The sequence below is a fragment of the Micromonospora jinlongensis genome (genome assembly GCF_013410645.1).
Lineage (GTDB): Bacteria > Actinomycetota > Actinomycetes > Mycobacteriales > Micromonosporaceae > Micromonospora > Micromonospora zamorensis.
In genome coordinates this window covers 4,052,033-4,070,361 of the sequence record NZ_JACCHK010000001.1, presented here as the reverse complement: position 1 = coordinate 4,070,361, position 18,329 = coordinate 4,052,033, and the positions used below count along the sequence as shown (strand labels likewise).

The window sequence follows — 18,329 nt, the reverse complement described above, 5'->3', positions numbered from 1 at the left end:
TGATCGACTTTGGCACGGGGGCCAATATGGACATCCGACGTTGGGCGCAGCTTGCGCTCGTACCACTGATGGGCGGCGCGGCCCTGGTGGGTCCCGCGGCGCCCGCCGCAGCAGCGCCCGCGGCCGCACCGCTCACCGCGGCCGCCACCGGCGATGAGCTGCACGTCAGCGAGCAATGGTGTCAGGGCAGCGGCGACGGCAGTGAGCTGCGCCCGTTCTGCACGATTTCCCAGGCGGCGGCGGTGGCCGGCCCCGGCCAGACGGTCCTGGTGCATGAGGGGAATTACAACGAGAAGGTGCGGTTCACCCGGTCCGGCACCGAGTCCGCGCCTATCACCTTTCGTGCGGTGAACGTCAACTACCGGATGGCGCAGGTCGGTGCCGTCAGCGGTGCCGCCAATACCGTCGCCAGCAACCCGGCCATCCTGGACTTCAGCGGTGTGCACGATGTGACGGTGGAAGGCCTGGTCGTCATCGGCGTCAGCTATGCCGACGCCGTGACGGTGCGGGACTCCCAGCGGGTGCGCCTCGACAAACTGACCGTCCAGACTGGTAGCTACGGTCCCAGTGGCGTACGGATCAGCGGCACCTCAAACCGGGTGACCCTCAGCCGGAGCTTCGTCCGCACCTGGCAGGGCCAGTCCGTGTCCGTCGAGCCCGGCGTCACCGACACGACGATCACCGCGAACCAGCTCGACAGCTCCGGACTGGCGGCAGCAGACGCCCTCCGACTCACGATCACAGGTAACACCCTTCACACCGACTGCAGCCAGGGCGTCGTTCTGGCTGGGCGTTCATCGGGTGCCTCGATCCGCAACAACATTGTCGTCACGACCCGGCGGCGCCATGTCTGCGAAACTCCGGCGGACGCCACCGGCATCCGGGTGTCCGCCGAGTCGGCGGAGGGAACCAGCACCGACTACAACCTCTTCGATCCCACCAGCGGTGGTAGGCCCTACACCTGGGCGGGCTCCGATCACCCGACCCTCGCATCGTTCGTGGCGGCGACCGGCCAGGGCACCCACGACCTGTGGGCCGACCCGAAGATCGTCTGGGTGGGCGGAATGAGCCGGAGCTATCTGGAGACCAGGGAGGGCTCGCCTGCCCGGGACTCGGCTGACGCGAGCGCGCCCGGTGTTCTGGACACCGACATGCTCGACGCCTCCTTCGCCGACGATCCGGCCGTCGCGAACACCGGCACCGGCAGGGGGTATCGCGACCGGGGAGCGGTGGAGGCTCAGGGACCCGTCACGCAGGACCCGCTGCGTGTCGAGCGCAAGGTCGGCGGAGGCCCGTTCGACGTGGTCGCGCGGTCGGGTGTGCACTCCGCCTGGCCCGTCGAGCGGGAGCGGGCCCAGTACGCCTTTCTCCTCAACGGCGAGAAATTCTGGCGGGTGAGCACCTCCGCCACTGCGGAGTACACGCTGCGGCGCGCCGGCGACGCCTGCGTCCAGGTGCAGGCATCCCAGACCGATTTCCGGCTGCCCAAGGAGTACGAAGAACCGGTCTGCACCCAGGTCGGCGCGCGTTTCGTCCCGATCACCCCGACCCGACTGCTGGACACCCGTGCACCGATCGGGGTGCCCGCCTCGGGGCCGGTGCCGGGCTTCGGGACGATCGAACTGGGGATCGGCATCATCGGCGGCGTCCCTGACACGGATATCAGCGCGGTCGTGCTCAACGTGACGGTGACCCAGCCGGCTTCCGCCGGCTTCATCAGTGTCTATCCGGGCGGCGACTCGAGTGACGCGTCCAGCGTCAACTTCGTGGCCGGGGAAACGGTGCCGAACCAGGTCACCGTGCCGGTCCGCAACGGTTCGGTGATGTTCCGCAACGCCGGCTCGGGAACCGTCCATCTGGTCGCTGACCTCCAGGGCTTCTACGCCGCGACCGGTTCCGGTCTCGCGTCGGCGCCACCGACGCGGGTTCTGGACACGCGGGACGGTGGGGGAGCACCGATCCCGGGCAAGGCCACCCGAACCCTCGACCTTTCCGGCCGGATACCCGCCACCGCCACTGCGGCCGTGCTCTCCGTGGCGGTCACCGCACCGACCACCAGCGGCGTGCTGACCGTCTACCCGTACGGCTGGACGGCGCCCGCCGCGTCCAGCCTCAACTTCGTCGCCGGGCAGACCATCCCCAATCTGGTCACCGTTCCGGTGGTGGACGGCCAGATCAACATCTTCAACAACAGCTCGGGCACCACGCACGTGATCGCGGACCTGGCCGGTTGGTTCAGTCCGGAGGCCACCCATACGTTCGTTCCGATGACGCCGAAGCGGATCGTCGACTCCCGGTCCAGCCTGGGCCTTCCCGGCCGTACTCCGGCTCCGCTCGCTGCCCGCCAGACCGTCCGGTTCGCGCCGTTCCGCGGCGAGGTGACCTGCAACCCTGCCTGCCCGGCTCCCACCGCCCTGCTGGGGAACGTCACCGTCACCGCGCCGACCACGCCGGGCGTGCTCACGCTGCACCCGGGCGGTGCGGCACGGCCCACCGCGTCGAACGTCAACTTCGTTGCCGGCGAGACGGCGTCGAACGCCGCCGTGGTCGCGGTGGGCTCGGGCGTCGACCTCTTCCACAACAGCGGGGGTACGTCCCACGTCATCGTCGACCAGGCGGGCTACTTCATCGCCGCCGCGTCCTGACCTGATCTGTCCGCTCTCAGAGCCATTTACCTTGGGAAAAGCTTGATGAACCGATCTGTGCTGGCGCGGTTCGCGCTCGTACCACTCACCGTTGGCGTGGGCCTGGTGGTCCCGGCGGTGCCGGCGGCCGCCGCTCCCGCGTCGGCTGCTGCCGCCACCACAGAGTGGTACGTCGACTCGGCCAACTGCCACAACAACGGCAGCGGCAGCGCCACCAGCCCCTTCTGCACCGTCTCGCAGGCCGCGGACGTGGCCCGACCCGGCCAGACGGTCCTGGTTCGGCCCGGTGACTACCGGGAGTCGGTGGTGGTCACCCGCTCGGGGACGGAGGGTGCGCCGATCACCTTCCGGGCCGTGAACGGGCCGGGCCGCAGCGCCACCGTCGTCAAGGTGGGCAAGCGACGCGGCGCCAACGGCAGCGAGAGCGCCTTCACTCTTCGCGGCGTACACGACGTGGTCCTGGATGGCTTCGTCGCGTCCGGTGACGGCGCGGCCGAGGCCGTCCTCGTCGACGGCTCGTCCCGCATCACCCTCGACCGGCTCGTCGCCTCCGAGTACGACGCCCCGGGTGCGGTCCGGATCACCGGCGCTTCCGTGGACGTGACGGTGAGTCGTGGCGCCTTCCGTCCGGGCAGCGGCCTGATGGTGGATCCGGGGGTGCGCGGTGCGCTGGTGACCGCGAGCACCTTCACCCAGAGCGGGATCACCGTGCGGGACGCGCCGGGCACGAAGATCGTCGGGAACACGCTGGAAACTGACTGCACCCTCGCCGTGGACGTCACCGGCACGTCGCCGGGGGTGTCGATCCGCAACAACATCCTGGAGACCGCCACCGGCGCGCTCAGCGACGCGGTGGCCTGCGAGGTGCCCTCCGAGGCGACTGCCATCGCCGTCTCCGCCGGCAGCGTGCCGCAGACCGTGGCGGACTACAACCTGATCGAGCCGGCCAGCGGCGGTCCGCTGTACCGGTGGGGTGGCACCGAGTACACCAGCCTGCCCGAGTTCGTCGCCGCCACCGGTCACGGCGCGCACGACATCGCCGCGACCCCCTGGCTGCGGTCGACGGACGCGTACGACCGGCCGTACTACGAGATCGCCCCGAACTCACCCGCCGTCGACTCGGCCGATGCCACCGCCGAGGGTGTGTCCCGGACCGACCTGCTGGACAACCCGCACACGGACGACCCGGCGAAGCCCAACACGGGCACCGGCTCGGGTTACCACGACCGGGGCGCCGTCGAGGCCCAGGGGCCGGTGACGGTCAAAGATCTGCCGATCCGACGGAAGGCGGGCGGCACACACCTGGATGTGACCGCCGAGCTTTCCATCACCACCGCGTGGACCACCGACGGTCCGTTGGGCAAGGTGTCGCGCAACTGGAGCGATGAGTACAACCGTCGGGTGCTCCCGCTCGGGTCGGAGGACCACCGTTTCCCCCGTGCCGGCCGGGTGTGCGAGGCCCACCAGGTCAGCCTCAACGACTTCCGCCAGTTCCGGGAGACCCCGGTGACGACCTGCCTGGTGCTGGGCGCCGCCTACACGCCGGTGCCGCCGCGGCGGGTGCTCGACACCCGTGCCGGAATCGGAAGGGTCGGTACCGTGCCGATCCCGCCGAAGCAGGCGGTCAACCTGGCGTTCTCGCCGCTCAACGGGGTGCCGGAGCAGGACGTCAGTGCCGTCGTGCTGAACGTGACCGCGACCGCGCCGACCACCGCCGGGTTCCTCCAGGTGTATCCGGCCGGCGGCCCCGCCGGTGTCTCCAGTGTCAACTTCGTCGCCGGTGAGACGGTGCCGAACCTGGTCACCGTGCCGGTCCTGAGCGGCAACGGGGTGGTGATCGTCAACAACTCCAGCGGCACCGTGCACGTCGTCGCGGACCTGCAGGGGTACTACGCGGCGAGTGGGTCGGGGTTCCGGTCGGTGGCTCCGTCGCGGGTGTTGGACACTCGCAGCGCCGGTGGTTCGGCGTTCGCGCCGAACACGGGTCGGAGTGTGGATCTGTCTGGTCGGATTCCGTCGGGCGCGACGGCGGTGGTGCTGAATGTGACCGTGACGGAGCCGACGACCAGTGGGGTGTTGACTGTTCATCCGTACGGCTCGGCGGTGCCGATGGCGTCGAATCTGAACTTCGTGGCGGGGCAGACCATTCCGAACCTGGTGATGGTGCCGGTGGTGGACGGGAAGGTGTCCATCCAGAACGTCAGTTCCGGCCGTACCCATGTGGTCGCCGACCTGTCCGGCTGGTTCGGCGGCGGTGCCACCGACGTCTTCGTGCCGTTCGGCCTACGCCGCATCCTGGACACCCGGGGAGCCGCTGGTGAGGGATGGCCGCAGGCGCCCATCACCTCGTCGGGTGTCCCCGTTCCGTACCTCGATTCGCTCAGCGGGACAGGGGCGAAGCCGACGGCCGTGGTGGCGAACCTGACCGTCACCGCGCCGACCCGGGCGGGCGTGCTCACCGCCTACCCGAACGGAGCGGACCAGCCGACCGCGTCGAACGTCAACTACGTCGCCGGTGAGACCGCCTCGAACCACGCCATCGTGGGCGTCGGTGAGGACGAGAACATCGTGCTGTTCAACAACAGTTCCGGCTACACGCACCTGATCGTCGACCAGGCGGGCTACTTCATCGCCGCGGCGTCCTGACTCCAACGCACCAGTTGCACGGCCGTCCATCGCCTCGGCGACGGACGGCCGTGTCATCCGCTCGGCGTCACACCCATCGGGTACGCCGGCACACGTTCACCACGGTTTGGGATGGTTGATGAGGACTTCTGTTCTGGCGCGTTTCGCGCTCGTACCACTGACCGTCGGTGGGGGCCTGGCGGTCCCGGCGGCGCCCGCGCTGGCGGCGGCAACCGACGCCACCGTGGCGCCGGTGCCGGCTGCTGCCGTCGGAGCCGAGTTGCACGTCAGCAACACGAGATGCGTGACGGGCGGTGACGGCAGCCTGGCAGCCCCGTTCTGCACCATCTCAGCGGCCGCCGCCGTGGTCGAGCCCGGCCAGACCGTCCTGGTCCACCCGGGAGTCGAATACCGGGAGTCGGTGGTCATCAGCCGCTCGGGGACCGAGGGCGCGCCGATCACCTTCCGGGCGGTGAACGGGCCGGGCGAGGCCGCCACCGTCGTCAAGGTGGGCAAGCGTCGTGGTCCCGGCGGCAACGAGAGCGCCTTCACCGTTCGCGGCGTCCACGACGTGGTCCTCGACGGCTTCCGGGCGGCCGGTGAGGGTACGGCCGAGGCGGTACTCGTCGACGGGTCCTCCCGGATCACCCTCGATCGGCTGGTCGTCACCGAGTACGAGGCCCCGGCCCGGGTCCGGATCACCGGTGAGTCCGCGGAGGTCACCGTGAGTCGTGGCTCCTTCGTGGGCGGAAGCGGTCTGGTGGTGGACCCGGGTGTGCGTGCCGCTCTGATCACCGCCAACACCTTCACCGTCAGTGGCGTCACGGTGCGGGACGCGCCCGGCACGAAGATCGTCGGTAACACACTGACGACCAACTGCACGTCCGCCGTGGACGTCACCGGCACCTCGCCGGGCGTGTCGATCCGGAACAACATCGTGGAGACCGCCGGCGGCCCGCTCGATGACGCGCAGCCGTGCAGGTGGCCGGCACTGGCGACCGCCATCGCCGTCTCCGCCGGAAGCGTTCCGCAGACCGTGGCGGACCACAATCTGATCGAGCCGGCCAGTGGCGGTCCCCTGTACCGCTGGGGTGCCACCGAGTACACGAGCCTGCCCGAGTTCGTCGCCGCCACCGGCAACGGCACCCACGACATCGCCGCGAACCCCCGGCTGTCGACGGTGCCCATGTATGACCGGCCGTACTACGAGATCGCCCCGAACTCGCCGGCGGTCGACTCGGCCGACGCCACCGCCGAGGGCGTCTCCCGTACCGACCTGCTGGACAACCCGCACAGCGACGCCCCGGCGGTGCCCAACACGGGCACCGGCTCGGGCTACCACGACCGGGGTGCGGTCGAGGTGCAGGGCCCGACGACGGTCACCGAGGTTCCGGTCCGGCGCAAGCCCGGCGGTAACCCCCTGGACGTGAGCGTCGGCCTCTCCGTCACCACCGCCTGGCCCACCGACGGCCCGCTGGGCAAGGTGTCCCGCAGTTGGAGCGACGAGCCGTTCCGCCGGATCGTTCCGCTCGGGCCGGAGGAGCACCGCTTCCGCCGGGCCGGCAGGGCCTGCGAGACCCATCAGGTGACGTTCACCGACTTCCGGTGGACCTACGGAGCGCCCAAGACCAGCTGCACGGTTGTCGGTGCCGCCTACACGGCCCTGACACCGCAGCGGGTACTGGACACCCGTGCGGCGCTCGGGGTGCCGGGCACCGTGCCGATCCCGGCGAACACCGAGGTCGTGCTGGCGCTGCCGCAGATCAACGGGATGCCGGCCGCGGACATCAGCGCCGTGGTGCTGAACGTGACCGCCACCGCGCCGACCACCGCGGGGTTCCTGCGGGTCTACCCGGACGGCACCACCCTGCCGGACGCGTCGACAGTCAACTTCGTACCCGGCGAGACGGTGCCGAACCTGGTCACCGTGCCGATGTCCAACGGCAACCTGCGCATCCGTAACACCGCCAGCGGTACGGTGCACGTCGTCGCGGACCTGCAGGGGTACTACGCGGCGAGCGGGTCGGGGTTCCGGTCGGTGGCTCCGTCGCGGGTGTTGGACACCCGCAGCACCGGTGGCTCGGCGTTCGCGCCGAACACGGGTCGGACGGTGGATCTGTCCGGTCGGATTCCGTCCGGGGTGACGGCGGTGGTGCTCAATGTGACCGTGACGGAGCCGACGACCAGTGGGGTGTTGACTGTTCATCCGTACGGCTCGGCGGTGCCGATGGCGTCGAATCTGAACTTCGTGGCGGGGCAGACCATTCCGAACCTGGTGATGGTGCCGGTGGTGGACGGGAAGGTGTCCATCCAGAACGTCAGTTCGGGCCGTACCCATGTGGTCGCCGACCTGTCCGGCTGGTTCGGTGGGGGCGCCACGGACGTCTTCGTGCCGTTCGGCCCGACCCGGATCTACGACACCCGTGACGGCGAGGGAGCGCTCGGGCCGAACGGCTGGGGTTCGCTGACCGTGCCCTACCTCGACCCAAGAGACGACAAGAGCGCACCCCAGCCGACGGCGCTGGTGGCGAACCTGACCGTCACCGCACCCACCAGGGCCGGCGTGCTCACCATCCACCCCAACGGACCGGACCGGCCGACCGCGTCGAACGTCAACTACGTCGCCGGTGAGACCGCCTCGAACCACGCCATCGTCGGCGTCGGTGAATACGGGATCGTCGTGCTGTTCAACAACACCTCCGGCTCCACCCACGTGATCATCGACCAGGCGGGACACTTCATCGCCGCCGCGTCCTGACCCGTCGAATACCAGAAGAGCCAGCGCCCTCCACACCCAGCGGGTGGGCGCCGGCTCTTCCTGCCGGAGGGTGACGGGACAGCCGGCACGACAGAGGTGAATATAGGCTGCGTCGAGAATTGCTCGACTTCCACGGGGGACAGTTGATGAAAAGACACAGATCAGTGCAGCTTGCGGTCGTACCGCTGCTGGCGGGTGTGGGCCTGGTCGGGCCCGCCGGGCCGGCGGTGGCGGCGCCCGCGCCAGCGGCGGCCAGGGCCGCGAGCGCCGGCACCGAGGTGTACGTCAGCCGCTCCAACTGCAAGCCGGCTGGCGACGGCAGCGAAGCCGCGCCCTACTGCACGATCGGCGCCGCTCTCGCGGTCGCCCAGCCGGGTCAGACGGTGCTCGTGCAGCCGGGGGACTACGCGGAGAATGTGACGGTCACGCGGTCCGGCACCGAGTCCGCGCCGATCACCGTGCGTGCGGTCAACACCTCGCGGGGCCTCGTCCGTCTCGGTCACTACACGCTCAGCGGTACGCCGCTGACGATCTCCGGCGTGCATGACGTCGTGGTCGAGGGCTTCACGCTCACCGGCCGGGGCGACGCGGTGCCGGTTCTGATCAGCGGAGCCCAGCGGGTCACCGTGGACGGCATCGCCACCGGCGTGGGGACCCTGCCCGCCGTCCGTGTGACGGGCTCGTCCAGCGCTGTCACGGTCAGTCGGGGCTGGTTCTCCGGCTCGGGCACGGCCGCCACCGGCGTGGCCGTCGAGGCGGGCGTCACCGGCGCGGTGGTCACCGCCAACACGTTCTTCAAGACCCGGGTCGCCGTGACCGACGCGCCGGGAGCCCGGATCACCGGCAACACCGTGGTGACCGACTGCACGACCGGGATCGTGCTGGCCGGTGCCTCGACCGGCGCGAGCATCCGGAACAACATCCTGCGTACCGGATCCGGTCCCGTCCCTGCCCCGGGGGCCTGTGCCGACCCGGCGACCGCACCCGCGATCTCGGTTGCCGCCGCCGCCACCGGCAACACGGAGGCCGACTACAACCTGGTCGACCCGGCCAGTGGTGGGGCCGTCTACCGCTGGGGCGACACCAATCACGCCGACCTGACGTCGTTCCGGGCGGCCACCGGGCAGGGCGGCCACGACATCCTGGCCCCGGTCCTGCTGGGAGAGCAGCAGGGCACCCAGCGCGGCTGGATCCCACTGACCGCCGCATCGCCGGCGGTCGACTCCGCCGACGCGACGGCACCCGGGGCCACCCGCACCGACCTGCTGGACAACGCACACGCCGACGCGCCCACCGTGCCCAACACCGGTACCGGTAACGGCTACCACGACCGGGGCGCGGTCGAACTCCAGGGTGGCCGGACGGTGAGCGGGTACGGGGTCCAAAGCAAGCCCGGCGGTTCTTCGCTGGACTACACCGCTCCTCTGACGGTCAGCCACGCGTGGCCCACCGATGGTCCGGTGGGCAAGGTTGCCCAGCGGTTCACCAACGATCGGTTCTACCGGGTGGGTCCGATCGTGCCGGCCGATCGCCAGCTCCAGCGTGCCGGCACCGCCTGTGTGAGCAACGACATCCGGTTCGACAACTTCCGGGTGCTCCCGCCGAGCGTGCTCGAGCCGCTGGGTGGAGACTGCGAGGTCCTCGGCGCGATGTTCACCCCGGTGGCACCGACCCGTCTGCTGGACACCCGCTCCGCCGTCGGGATCAGCACCACCGTTCCCGTCGCGGCCAACTCCGAGATCGTTCTGCCAGTCATGTCGGTCAATGGAGTCTCGGCCTCGAACATCACGGCTGTGGTGCTCAACGTGACGGCCACCCAACCGACCAGCGCCGGTTACCTCAGCGTCTACCCGGACGGGACGACCACACCCCAGGCGTCGAGCGTCAACTTCGTCGCCGGTGAGACCGTGCCGAACCAGGTCACGGTGCCGATGTCCAACGGCAACCTGCGCATCCGTAACAACGCCGGCGGGACGGTGCACGTCGTCGTCGATCTGCAGGGCTTCTACTCCGGCTTCGGTGACGGCTTCAAGCCGCTTGCGCCGACCCGCGTGCTGGACACCCGGGCCAACGGAGGCGCGCCGGTCCCCGCGAACACCTACCGGGTGCTGGATCTCTCCGGGCGGGTGCCGTCGGGTGCCAAGGCCGTCGTGCTGAACGTGACGGCCACCCAGCCGACGGCGAACGGGGTTCTCACCGTGTACCCGGCCGGTTCGCCCGTGCCGACGGCGTCCAACCTGAACTTCGTCACCGGCCAGACCATCCCCAACCTGGTGACGGTGCCGGTGGTGAACGGCCGGCTCGTCATCCAGAACGTCAGTTCCGGCACCACCCACGTGCTCGCGGACCTGGCCGGTTGGTACGGCAGCGGCGCCACCGACGGTTTCGTCCCGTTGGGCCCCCAGCGGATCCTCGACACCCGGTCCGGGAGCAGACTGGCACCGTTCGCGTCGGTCGACCGGATTGTGCCCTTCCTGGACCCGAACGGCAACGACAAGACGCCGAAGCCGACCGCGTTGGTCGCCAACCTGACGGTCACCGGGCCGACCGCTCCGGGTGTCCTCATCGCACAGCCCAAGGGCGAGGCGCCGTCGGCCACCTCGAACGTCAACTTTGTGGCCGGCGAGACGGCATCGAACGCCGCGGTGGTCCGAGTGGGCGCCGACGGTTCCGTGACGTTGACCAACAACAGCAGTGGCACTACGGATGTGATCGTCGACCAGGCGGGCCACTTCATCGCCACCACTCCCTGACCGAACCGATCCGACCCGGAGCCGGCACCACGTGATGGTGCCGGCTCCGGCCGTTCCGGCGACGGTGACCGATCGACTGACGTGACCGGCCGGGCAATGCCGGTAGTCTCCGGCCTGATCATGATCGATAGAAGACGGGGATGGTCCATGGGTGGTCGCTGGTTCGCCGGGTTCCTAGTCGTACCCCTTGTCCTGGGTGCCGGAGGCCTGGCCGGGCCGGCCGCGCCGGCCCACGCCGCCGTGCCGGCCCACGCCGCCGTGCCCGCTCGTGCCGCGGTGCCCGCTCGTGCGGCGGTGCCCGCTCGTGCGGCGGTGCCCGTGACCGCCCAGCCGGTCGCCCAGGCCGTCCCGCCGACCGAGCTGTCCGTGGACCAGAACCGCTGCTCCGCTGGCGGTGGCAGCGGCACCGGCAACGACCCGTTCTGCACGATCTCCGCGGCAGCGGCCGTCGTCCAACCGGGCCAGACCGTGCTCGTCGAGCCGGGGCACTACGAGGAGGTGCTGACGATCACGCGTTCCGGTACGCCCGAGGCACCGATCACGTTCCGCGCCTCGGCGGTCCGGGGCGACGTACGCATCGGCAAGGTCCGGTCCATGGCGGGGCCGACCACCGGCAGCGTCATCATCGTCGCCGGCGTGCACGACGTGGCCCTGCGGGACTTCGTGGTGGAGGGTGTGAGCGGGGCGCCTGCGGTGACGGTGGACGGCTCCACCCGGGTCACCATCGACGGCAACGGCGTACGGGGTGCGACAGCGTCCGGGGGCGTGCGGATCACCGGTGGATCCCGTGACGTCACGGTCAGCCGCCAATGGTTCCTGATCGGCGGCGGGCCCGTGGTGGCCGTCGGGGCCGGCACCGTCAACGCGGTGGTGGTCGGCAACCAGGGCTACAGCCGTGCCGGGATGGTCGTCACCGACGCCCCGGACACCGTGGTCACCGGCAACACCATCATCACCACCTGTGGGAGGGGCATCGACGTGGCCGGCGACTCGCCGGGCGCGAGCATCCGCAACAACATCATCGCGACGGCGGGCAGCGTCAGGCAGGTCTGCGCGGATCCGGCGGCCGCCGCCGCGATCACCGTGTCCGCCGGGTCGACCGCTCGCAGCGTCGTCGACCACAACCTGATCGATCCGGTCAGTGGCGGCCCGTTCTACGTCTGGGGCGGCACCGCGCACACCGCGCGGGACAGCTTCGTCGCGGCCACCGGCCAGGGCGTCCACGACCTGACGACGAACCCGGGGATCGACATCGTCGACATCAACTACTGGCGGAGCTGGATCACGCTCCGGCCGGGATCTCCCGCCATCGACTCGGCGGACGGCTCCGCCCCGGGTGCCCTGCCGAGTGACATTCTGGGCAACCCGTACAGCGACGACCCGGCGGCCGCCAACACCGGCACGGGCAGTGGTTACCGGGACCGCGGCGGCTGGGAGCGCCAGGGGACGCTGGACCCCGGTTCGATCGATATCCGGCGGGCGGCTGGCGGCGGTCCACTGGACACGGTGGCGACCATCACCCCGACCCACAGTTGGCCTGTCGAGCGTGAAGAGGGCCGGTACGCGTTCCGGTTCGGCGACCAGACCGCCCCGCGCATCAGCGACGTGCCGCGAGCCAGCTACACGTACCGCCGGGCGGGGGTGGCCTGCGTCGCCTACTACGTCAGCCCGAACGGATTCCGCCGTGTCAACGGCGGCGTCGGGCGCACCGATCAGGCCTGCACGGTGACCGGCTCGCACTACACGGCGGTCGCGCCGACGCGGCTGCTGGACACCCGCACCGCTCTCGGCATTCCGACCACGGTGCCGGTCGCCGCCGGCGGTCGGGTGACCCTCGACCTGCCCCAGGTGGGTGGCGTTCCGGCCGCCGACATCAGCTCGATCGTCCTGAACGTCACCGTCACCGGCCCCACCACCGCCGGATTCGTGAAGGTCTACCCCGACGCCGGCACTCCCACCACCACGTCGAGCGTCAACTTCGTGGCCAACGAGACCGTGCCGAATCTGGTCACCGTGCCGGTGCGCGATGGCCGGGTCTACCTGGAGAACGCCAGCGGGGGAACGATCCACCTGGTCGCCGATCTCCAGGGCTACTACAGCGCCCACGGCTCGGGCTTCGCGCCACTCGCGCCGAGGCGGGTGCTGGACACCCGCTCGGCAGCTCCGGTCGCCCCGAACGCCGACCGGCACGTCGATCTCTCCGGCGTCCTCCCCGCCGACGCGACCGCCGCGATTCTCAACGTCACGGTGACGCAGCCGACGACCGCCGGGGTGCTCACCGTCTACCCGGACGGAACGCCGGTGCCGGTGGCGTCCAACCTGAACTTCGTGGCCGGGCAGACGATCCCCAACCTGGTCACCGTGCCGGTTGTCGGCGGTAAGGTGGCGATCCGCAACGTCAGTTCCGGCACCACCCACGTCGTCGCCGACCTGGCCGGCTACTTCGGGTCCGCGGCCTCCGGGGCGACCCAGAGCTACGTGCCGTGGGGGCCGTCCCGGATCGCCGACAGCCGCACCGGCGACGGCCTGATCGGTCGCACCGCCGGTCCGCTGGAGAAGCAGGCGGTGGCCAGCCTCGAGGCTTGGTACTACGAGGCGTTCGACGGCGGTGACTGCGGGTCGGACTGCCCCGCCCCCACGGCCGTCGTGGCCAACCTGACCGTCACCGCGCCGACCACCGCCGGCGTTCTCACCGCCTTCCCCTACCGGACGACGCCCCCCACCGCCTCGAACGTCAACTTCGTCGCCGGCGAGACGGCCTCGAACCTCGCGGTGATCAAGACGAGTGACGCGAGCATCTCCCTCTACAACAACAGCTCCGGCAGCAGCCACGTGCTCGTCGACCAGTCGGGCTACTTCATCGGGCCCGCCGCCTGACGACTACCGCAGCGGCCGCCGCCGGGGCTCCGGCGGCGGCCCGTAGGGGTGAGGAACATGGGCACGCCGCACACGCCCGGGTGCGCCCTACTCGTGCCACGTGCTCACCACCAACGGCCGCTGGGCGTTCGACCACGATGGCTGGACGCCCCCGCCCGGGCTGCTGCGCGCCACCGCCGAGCACGATCCGGAGCCGGGGTGGGAACTGCTGCCGATTGCGCGGACCGTGGTCGCCCCCAGGACGCACAAGAGGGCACATCCATGGATCGGACGTGCCCTCTTACCTCTGGTCGGGGTGGCCGGATTCGAACCGACGACCTCTTCGTCCCGAACGAAGCGCGCTACCAAGCTGCGCCACACCCCGAGGCGTGCCGACAAATAGTAGCCCACCCGCCCCGATGGTCAAACTCGGTACCCCCGCGCCCTGACCCCCGGGCGGAGAGCCAAGATCCGCGCAACTTCCCCGATGTTGCTGCCTCAGCGCGGGGTGAGGCAGCAGCATCCCCGATGTTGCGCGGATCTTGAGGCCCGCGCGGCGCGGGAGGGCGGGCGGGTCAGCGGGGGTGGAGGGTGAGGATGCTGGCCTCCGGGGGGCAGGCGAAGCGGATCGGGGCGGTGGGGTGGGTGCCGAGGCCGGCGGAGACGTGCAGCCAGGAGTCCGAGCCCGGCCAGCGGTGCAGACCGCGCGCCATCGAGCGGGGCAGGCCGCAGTTGGTCACCAGCGCACCGAAGCCCGGTACGCAGACCTGACCGCCGTGGGTGTGCCCGGCCAGCATCAGTCCGAAGCCGTCCGCCGCCATCTGGTCGAGCACCCGTGGCTCCGGGGAGTGCGTCAGCGCGATGGACAGATCGGCCGACGACGAGACCGCGCCAGCCACCGAGGGGTAGTCGTCCCGTTCGATGTGGGGGTCGTCCACGCCGACCAGGTCGAGCTGCCGACCGCCGGCCTTCAACGTGGTCCGGACGTTGTTGAGGTCCGCCCAGCCGGCGCCGGTGAACACCTGACGCAGCTCCTCGTAGGGCAGCTCGACGCCCTCGGTGTATTCACGGTCGGGCAGGAAGTAGGTGAACGGGTTCTTCAGGACCGGCCCGGTGTAGTCGTTGGAGCCGAACACGAACGCCCCCGGATAGTCCAGCAGCGGCTGTAGGGCGCGCAGCACCCCGGGCACCGCGTCCGGGTGCGCCATGTTGTCGCCGGTCACCACCACCAGGTCGGGGTCCAGGGCGGCCAGCGACGCCACCCAGCGCTGCTTGCGCGCCTGGTCGGGCATCATGTGCAGGTCCGACAGGTGCAGCACACGCAGCGGTTCCGCGTCGGCCGGCAGCACCGGCACGTCGTACCGCCGCAGGGTGAACATGTTGCGCTCGATGAGCGACGCGTACGCGAGGGTGGCCGCGCCGACCGTGGCGGTTCCGGCGGCAAGCCGGAATAGTGTGCGCTTTCGCATGGCGTTCAGGGTAGTTTGACCGTCCATGAGCACGCTGAAGGACCGCCTCACTGCCGACATGCGTTCCGCGCTCAAGGCGCGCGACGAGCTGACCACCTCCACGCTGCGGATGGCCCTGGCCGCCGTCGGCACCGCCGAGGTCGCCGGCAAGGCCAAGCGCGAGCTCACCGATGACGAGGTGCTCGCGGTGTTGACCAAGGAAGCCAAGAAGCGCCGGGAGGCGGCCACCGCCTTCGCCGACGCCGGCCGCGCCGAGCAGGCCGCGAAGGAGTCGGCCGAGGGTGAGGTGCTGGACCGCTACCTGCCCAAGCAGCTCTCGGACGCCGAGCTGGCCGAGCTGGTGTCGGGGGCGCTCGCCGCGGGCGGCTTCACCGGCAAGGCCCAGATGGGCCCGGCCATGAAGGCGGCCCAGGCCGCGGTGGCGGGCCAGGCCGAGGGCGGCCGGGTGGCTTCCGAGGTACGCCGACAGCTCGGCCTCTGACCCACCAGCGGCACCGCGACTGCCGCCCTCGGAATCGGCGCCGGTAGCCGGTCGACCGGACAGACGAACGGGCGGGCACCCGAGAAGGGTGCCCGCCCGTCGTGTCCTGCTCGTCGGCTCAGCCGCCGGGACGACCACCGGGTCGACCGGGCGGGTTGCCGGGCTGCCCAGGGCCACCGGGACCACCGGTGTTGCCCGGCGTGGTGCCACCACCGCCGTTGCTGACCTGGATGGTGACCACGCCACCCTTGATGGTGCGCCCGTCCGGGCTGGTGCCGTGGGCGGTGCCCGGAGGACAGGAAGACTTGACCTTGGTGTCGGAGACCACCGGCTCGAAGCCGGCACCCTTGATCCGGGACTTCGCCTGATCCAGCGGGATGCAGCTCACGCTCGGGATGCTGCGCTGGTCACCCTCGGAGATCTTCTGGCCAGGCGGCTCGAACTGGATCGCCTTCTTGCCCTTCATCGCGTCCCGCAGCGTCTCCCACACCGGCGGGTTGATGCCGTCCTTCTCCCCGTGCTTCATCTTCACGTTGGTCTGCGGCCAGTCCGGGTCGGCCATGATGCCCGCCACCGCGTACTGCTTGGTCATCGCGACCAGTGCGGCGGTCTTCTCCGAGTCGGTGGTGCCGGACTTGCCGGCCACCGGGTAACCGACGTCGTTGCGGACGTTGCCGGCGGTGGCTCCCGAGCACCGGGAGGACGACGACTTGTCACCGACCGGGCATCGGGCCGCGTCCACCGCGGCGCGGGCCACGTCGGTGCTGAACCGCTTCTCGCAGCGCGGGTTGGCGATGTCGAGCTTGTTGCCCTCCGGGTCGCGGATCTCCTGCACCGGGATCGGTTCGCAGAACGTGCCGTCCGCGGCCAGGGTGGCGTAGGCGTTGGCCAGATCCAGCGGGGTGGTCTGCGAGACGCCCAGGGTGAACGCGCCCCACTGGTGCGCACCCTTCTCCAGGTCCAGGTCCTCCTGGGCCCGGAAGTTGATGCCCAGCCGCTTGGCGGCCTTGACCACGTTCTCCGCGCCGACCTGCTGTTGCAGAGGCACGAAGTAGGTGTTCACCGAACGGCCGAACGCGGTCCACATGTTGTGTGGGCCGGCCATGCTCTCGGTCGAGTTGGTGGGGCAGTAGAAGTTGGTGCCTGGGCAGGCTGCCGGGCCCGGCTGGATGATGTATTCCGATTTGAACTGCTTCTGCGCGTTGATCGGGTAGCTGAGCGGGATGCCCTTCTCCAATGCCGCCACGATCGTGAACATCTTGAAGGTCGAGCCGGCCTGATAACCGGTGATGCCGTCGCCACCGGTGAGCAGGGGGTTGACCGTCGCCGGGTAGTTGCCCCGGATCTTCTTCTTGCTCTTCGCGGGATCGCTGGAGATCTTGTTCTTCGGGTTCTTCGGGTCGTCCAGCTTGAACTGCCGGTTCACCGCGAGCGCCCGGACCCGGCCGGTGCCGGGCTCGACCACCGCGACCATGGCGGCTTCCTTGCTGTTCTCGCTCTTGGCCTTCCGGACCGCCTTGTCGGCGCCCTTCTGCGCCTGGACGTCGATCGACGTCACGACGGTGTAGCCGCCGCTCTTCAGCCGCCGCTCCCGGTCGTACGAGGTCGAACCGAACGTCTCCTGCTGCATCCACCAGCGGTAGAAGTAGTCGCAGAAGAAGCCCCAGCTGTTGACGTTGGCGGAGACGCAACCGTTCGGGGTGCGCTTGTCCTTCACCTCGAGCTTGACGGCCTTGGCCGCGTCGGCCTCCTGCTGGGTGATGGCCTTGATCTCGACCATGTTCTGGATGACGTAGTCACGGCGGTCCAGTGCGAGCGGGTAGCCGGCCTTGGTGGTCGGGTCGTTCGTCGTCGGGGCCTTGACCATGCCGGCCAGCAGTGCCGCTTCCTCGATCTTGAGCTTGCTCGGCGGCTTACCGAAGTAGACCTGGCTGGCGGCGAAGATGCCGTACGCGCCGTTGCCGAACGAGGCGAGGTTGAGGTAGCGGGTGAGGATCTCGTCCTTGGAGAATTCCTTGTCGACCTGGAGGGCCAGCCGCATCTCGCGGAGCTTGCGGGCGCTGGTGTCCTCGGTCGCCGCGACCACGTCGGCCGGGTGGGTGGCCGAGTAGGCGATGGCCAGCCGGACGTACTGCATGGTCAGCGTCGAGGCGCCCTGCCGGCCGGAGCCCTCGGCCTGGTTGTTGACGAACGCGCGTGCGACACCGTTGATGTCGACGCCGTTGTGCTTGTAGAAGTCGTGGTCCTCGGCCGCGATGATGGCCTTCTGCATGTAGGGAGAGATGTCGGCGAGCTTCACGTCGCGCCGGTTCTCGTCGTACATCGTTGCGAGCGGTGTCTTGCCGTCCGAGGCCAGCAGGTAGCTGATCTGCGGCGCTCGGGCCACCGTCAGCTCCGTGGGCAGGTTGCCGAATGTCTCGGCGCCCGCCTTCGCGGCCAAGCCGGACATCGCCACCGCGGGGAAGGCCGCCGCAGCGACCACTACGCCGGCCAACAGGCCACACACGAGTAGCGATGCGGCGTTGGTCAGCACATTGTGGTCACGTTTCCGCATCCAGGTCACCTCAGCAGGGTACGCGAGTAGGGAACGAGGTGCGCTGGGGCGTTCTTTCCCCATTTCCTGCGTGCGCTGCCCTCGTTGTGCTAAACGCACGACCCCCGGTGCTTGGTTGCGTGTGACCTGGCGTGAGTCTCCTCCGATTCAGGGAGGCGGCGCGGCGTTATCGCTGACCTCGGCGGGGT

At 70.1% G+C, this 18,329-nt stretch carries 8 protein-coding genes and 1 tRNA gene; 6 read left to right on the top strand and 3 right to left on the bottom strand.

The window, feature by feature from the left end; all coding sequences use genetic code 11:
- The first annotated feature begins 26 nt into the window (after positions 1 to 26).
- From HNR22_RS18000 to HNR22_RS17980, 5 genes are all read left to right on the top strand, one after another.
- Positions 27 to 2,645 (top strand): right-handed parallel beta-helix repeat-containing protein, encoded by a 2,619-nt coding sequence (locus tag HNR22_RS18000; RefSeq protein ID WP_179781339.1) that lies wholly within the window; start codon positions 27 to 29, stop codon positions 2,643 to 2,645.
- A gap of 45 nt (positions 2,646 to 2,690) precedes the next feature.
- On the top strand, positions 2,691 to 5,291 hold the full coding sequence (locus tag HNR22_RS17995; protein ID WP_179781338.1) for a right-handed parallel beta-helix repeat-containing protein: 2,601 nt from the start codon (positions 2,691 to 2,693) through the stop codon (positions 5,289 to 5,291).
- Positions 5,292 to 5,409: 118 nt separating this feature from the next.
- Complete coding sequence (locus tag HNR22_RS17990; RefSeq protein WP_179781337.1) at positions 5,410 to 8,028, top strand: right-handed parallel beta-helix repeat-containing protein; 2,619 nt, start codon at positions 5,410 to 5,412, stop codon at positions 8,026 to 8,028.
- A gap of 164 nt (positions 8,029 to 8,192) precedes the next feature.
- Complete coding sequence (locus tag HNR22_RS17985; RefSeq protein WP_179781336.1) at positions 8,193 to 10,781, top strand: NosD domain-containing protein; 2,589 nt, start codon at positions 8,193 to 8,195, stop codon at positions 10,779 to 10,781.
- 147 nt (positions 10,782 to 10,928) lie between these two features.
- Complete coding sequence (locus tag HNR22_RS17980) at positions 10,929 to 13,658, top strand: right-handed parallel beta-helix repeat-containing protein (protein ID WP_179781335.1); 2,730 nt, start codon at positions 10,929 to 10,931, stop codon at positions 13,656 to 13,658.
- Between the two features lie 287 nt (positions 13,659 to 13,945).
- On the opposite strand, the gene HNR22_RS17975 is transcribed toward HNR22_RS17980, so the two are convergent.
- Both HNR22_RS17975 and HNR22_RS17970 read right to left on the bottom strand, forming a co-directional pair.
- Positions 13,946 to 14,022, bottom strand: a tRNA-Pro gene (locus tag HNR22_RS17975).
- A gap of 190 nt (positions 14,023 to 14,212) precedes the next feature.
- Positions 14,213 to 15,106 (bottom strand): metallophosphoesterase, encoded by an 894-nt coding sequence (locus HNR22_RS17970; RefSeq protein ID WP_179781334.1) that lies wholly within the window; start codon positions 15,104 to 15,106, stop codon positions 14,213 to 14,215.
- A 25-nt stretch (positions 15,107 to 15,131) separates the two neighbouring features.
- On the opposite strand from HNR22_RS17970, the gene HNR22_RS17965 reads away from it, so the two are divergent.
- A complete protein-coding gene (locus HNR22_RS17965; RefSeq protein ID WP_088950579.1) occupies positions 15,132 to 15,587 on the top strand; it encodes a GatB/YqeY domain-containing protein in 456 nt (151 codons plus the stop codon).
- A gap of 118 nt (positions 15,588 to 15,705) precedes the next feature.
- Here HNR22_RS17965 and HNR22_RS17960 read toward each other — a convergent pair whose 3' ends face one another.
- Positions 15,706 to 18,141, bottom strand: a complete 2,436-nt coding sequence (locus tag HNR22_RS17960) for a penicillin-binding protein (RefSeq protein WP_179781333.1) — start codon at positions 18,139 to 18,141, stop codon at positions 15,706 to 15,708.
- Positions 18,142 to 18,329 lie beyond the last annotated feature (188 nt).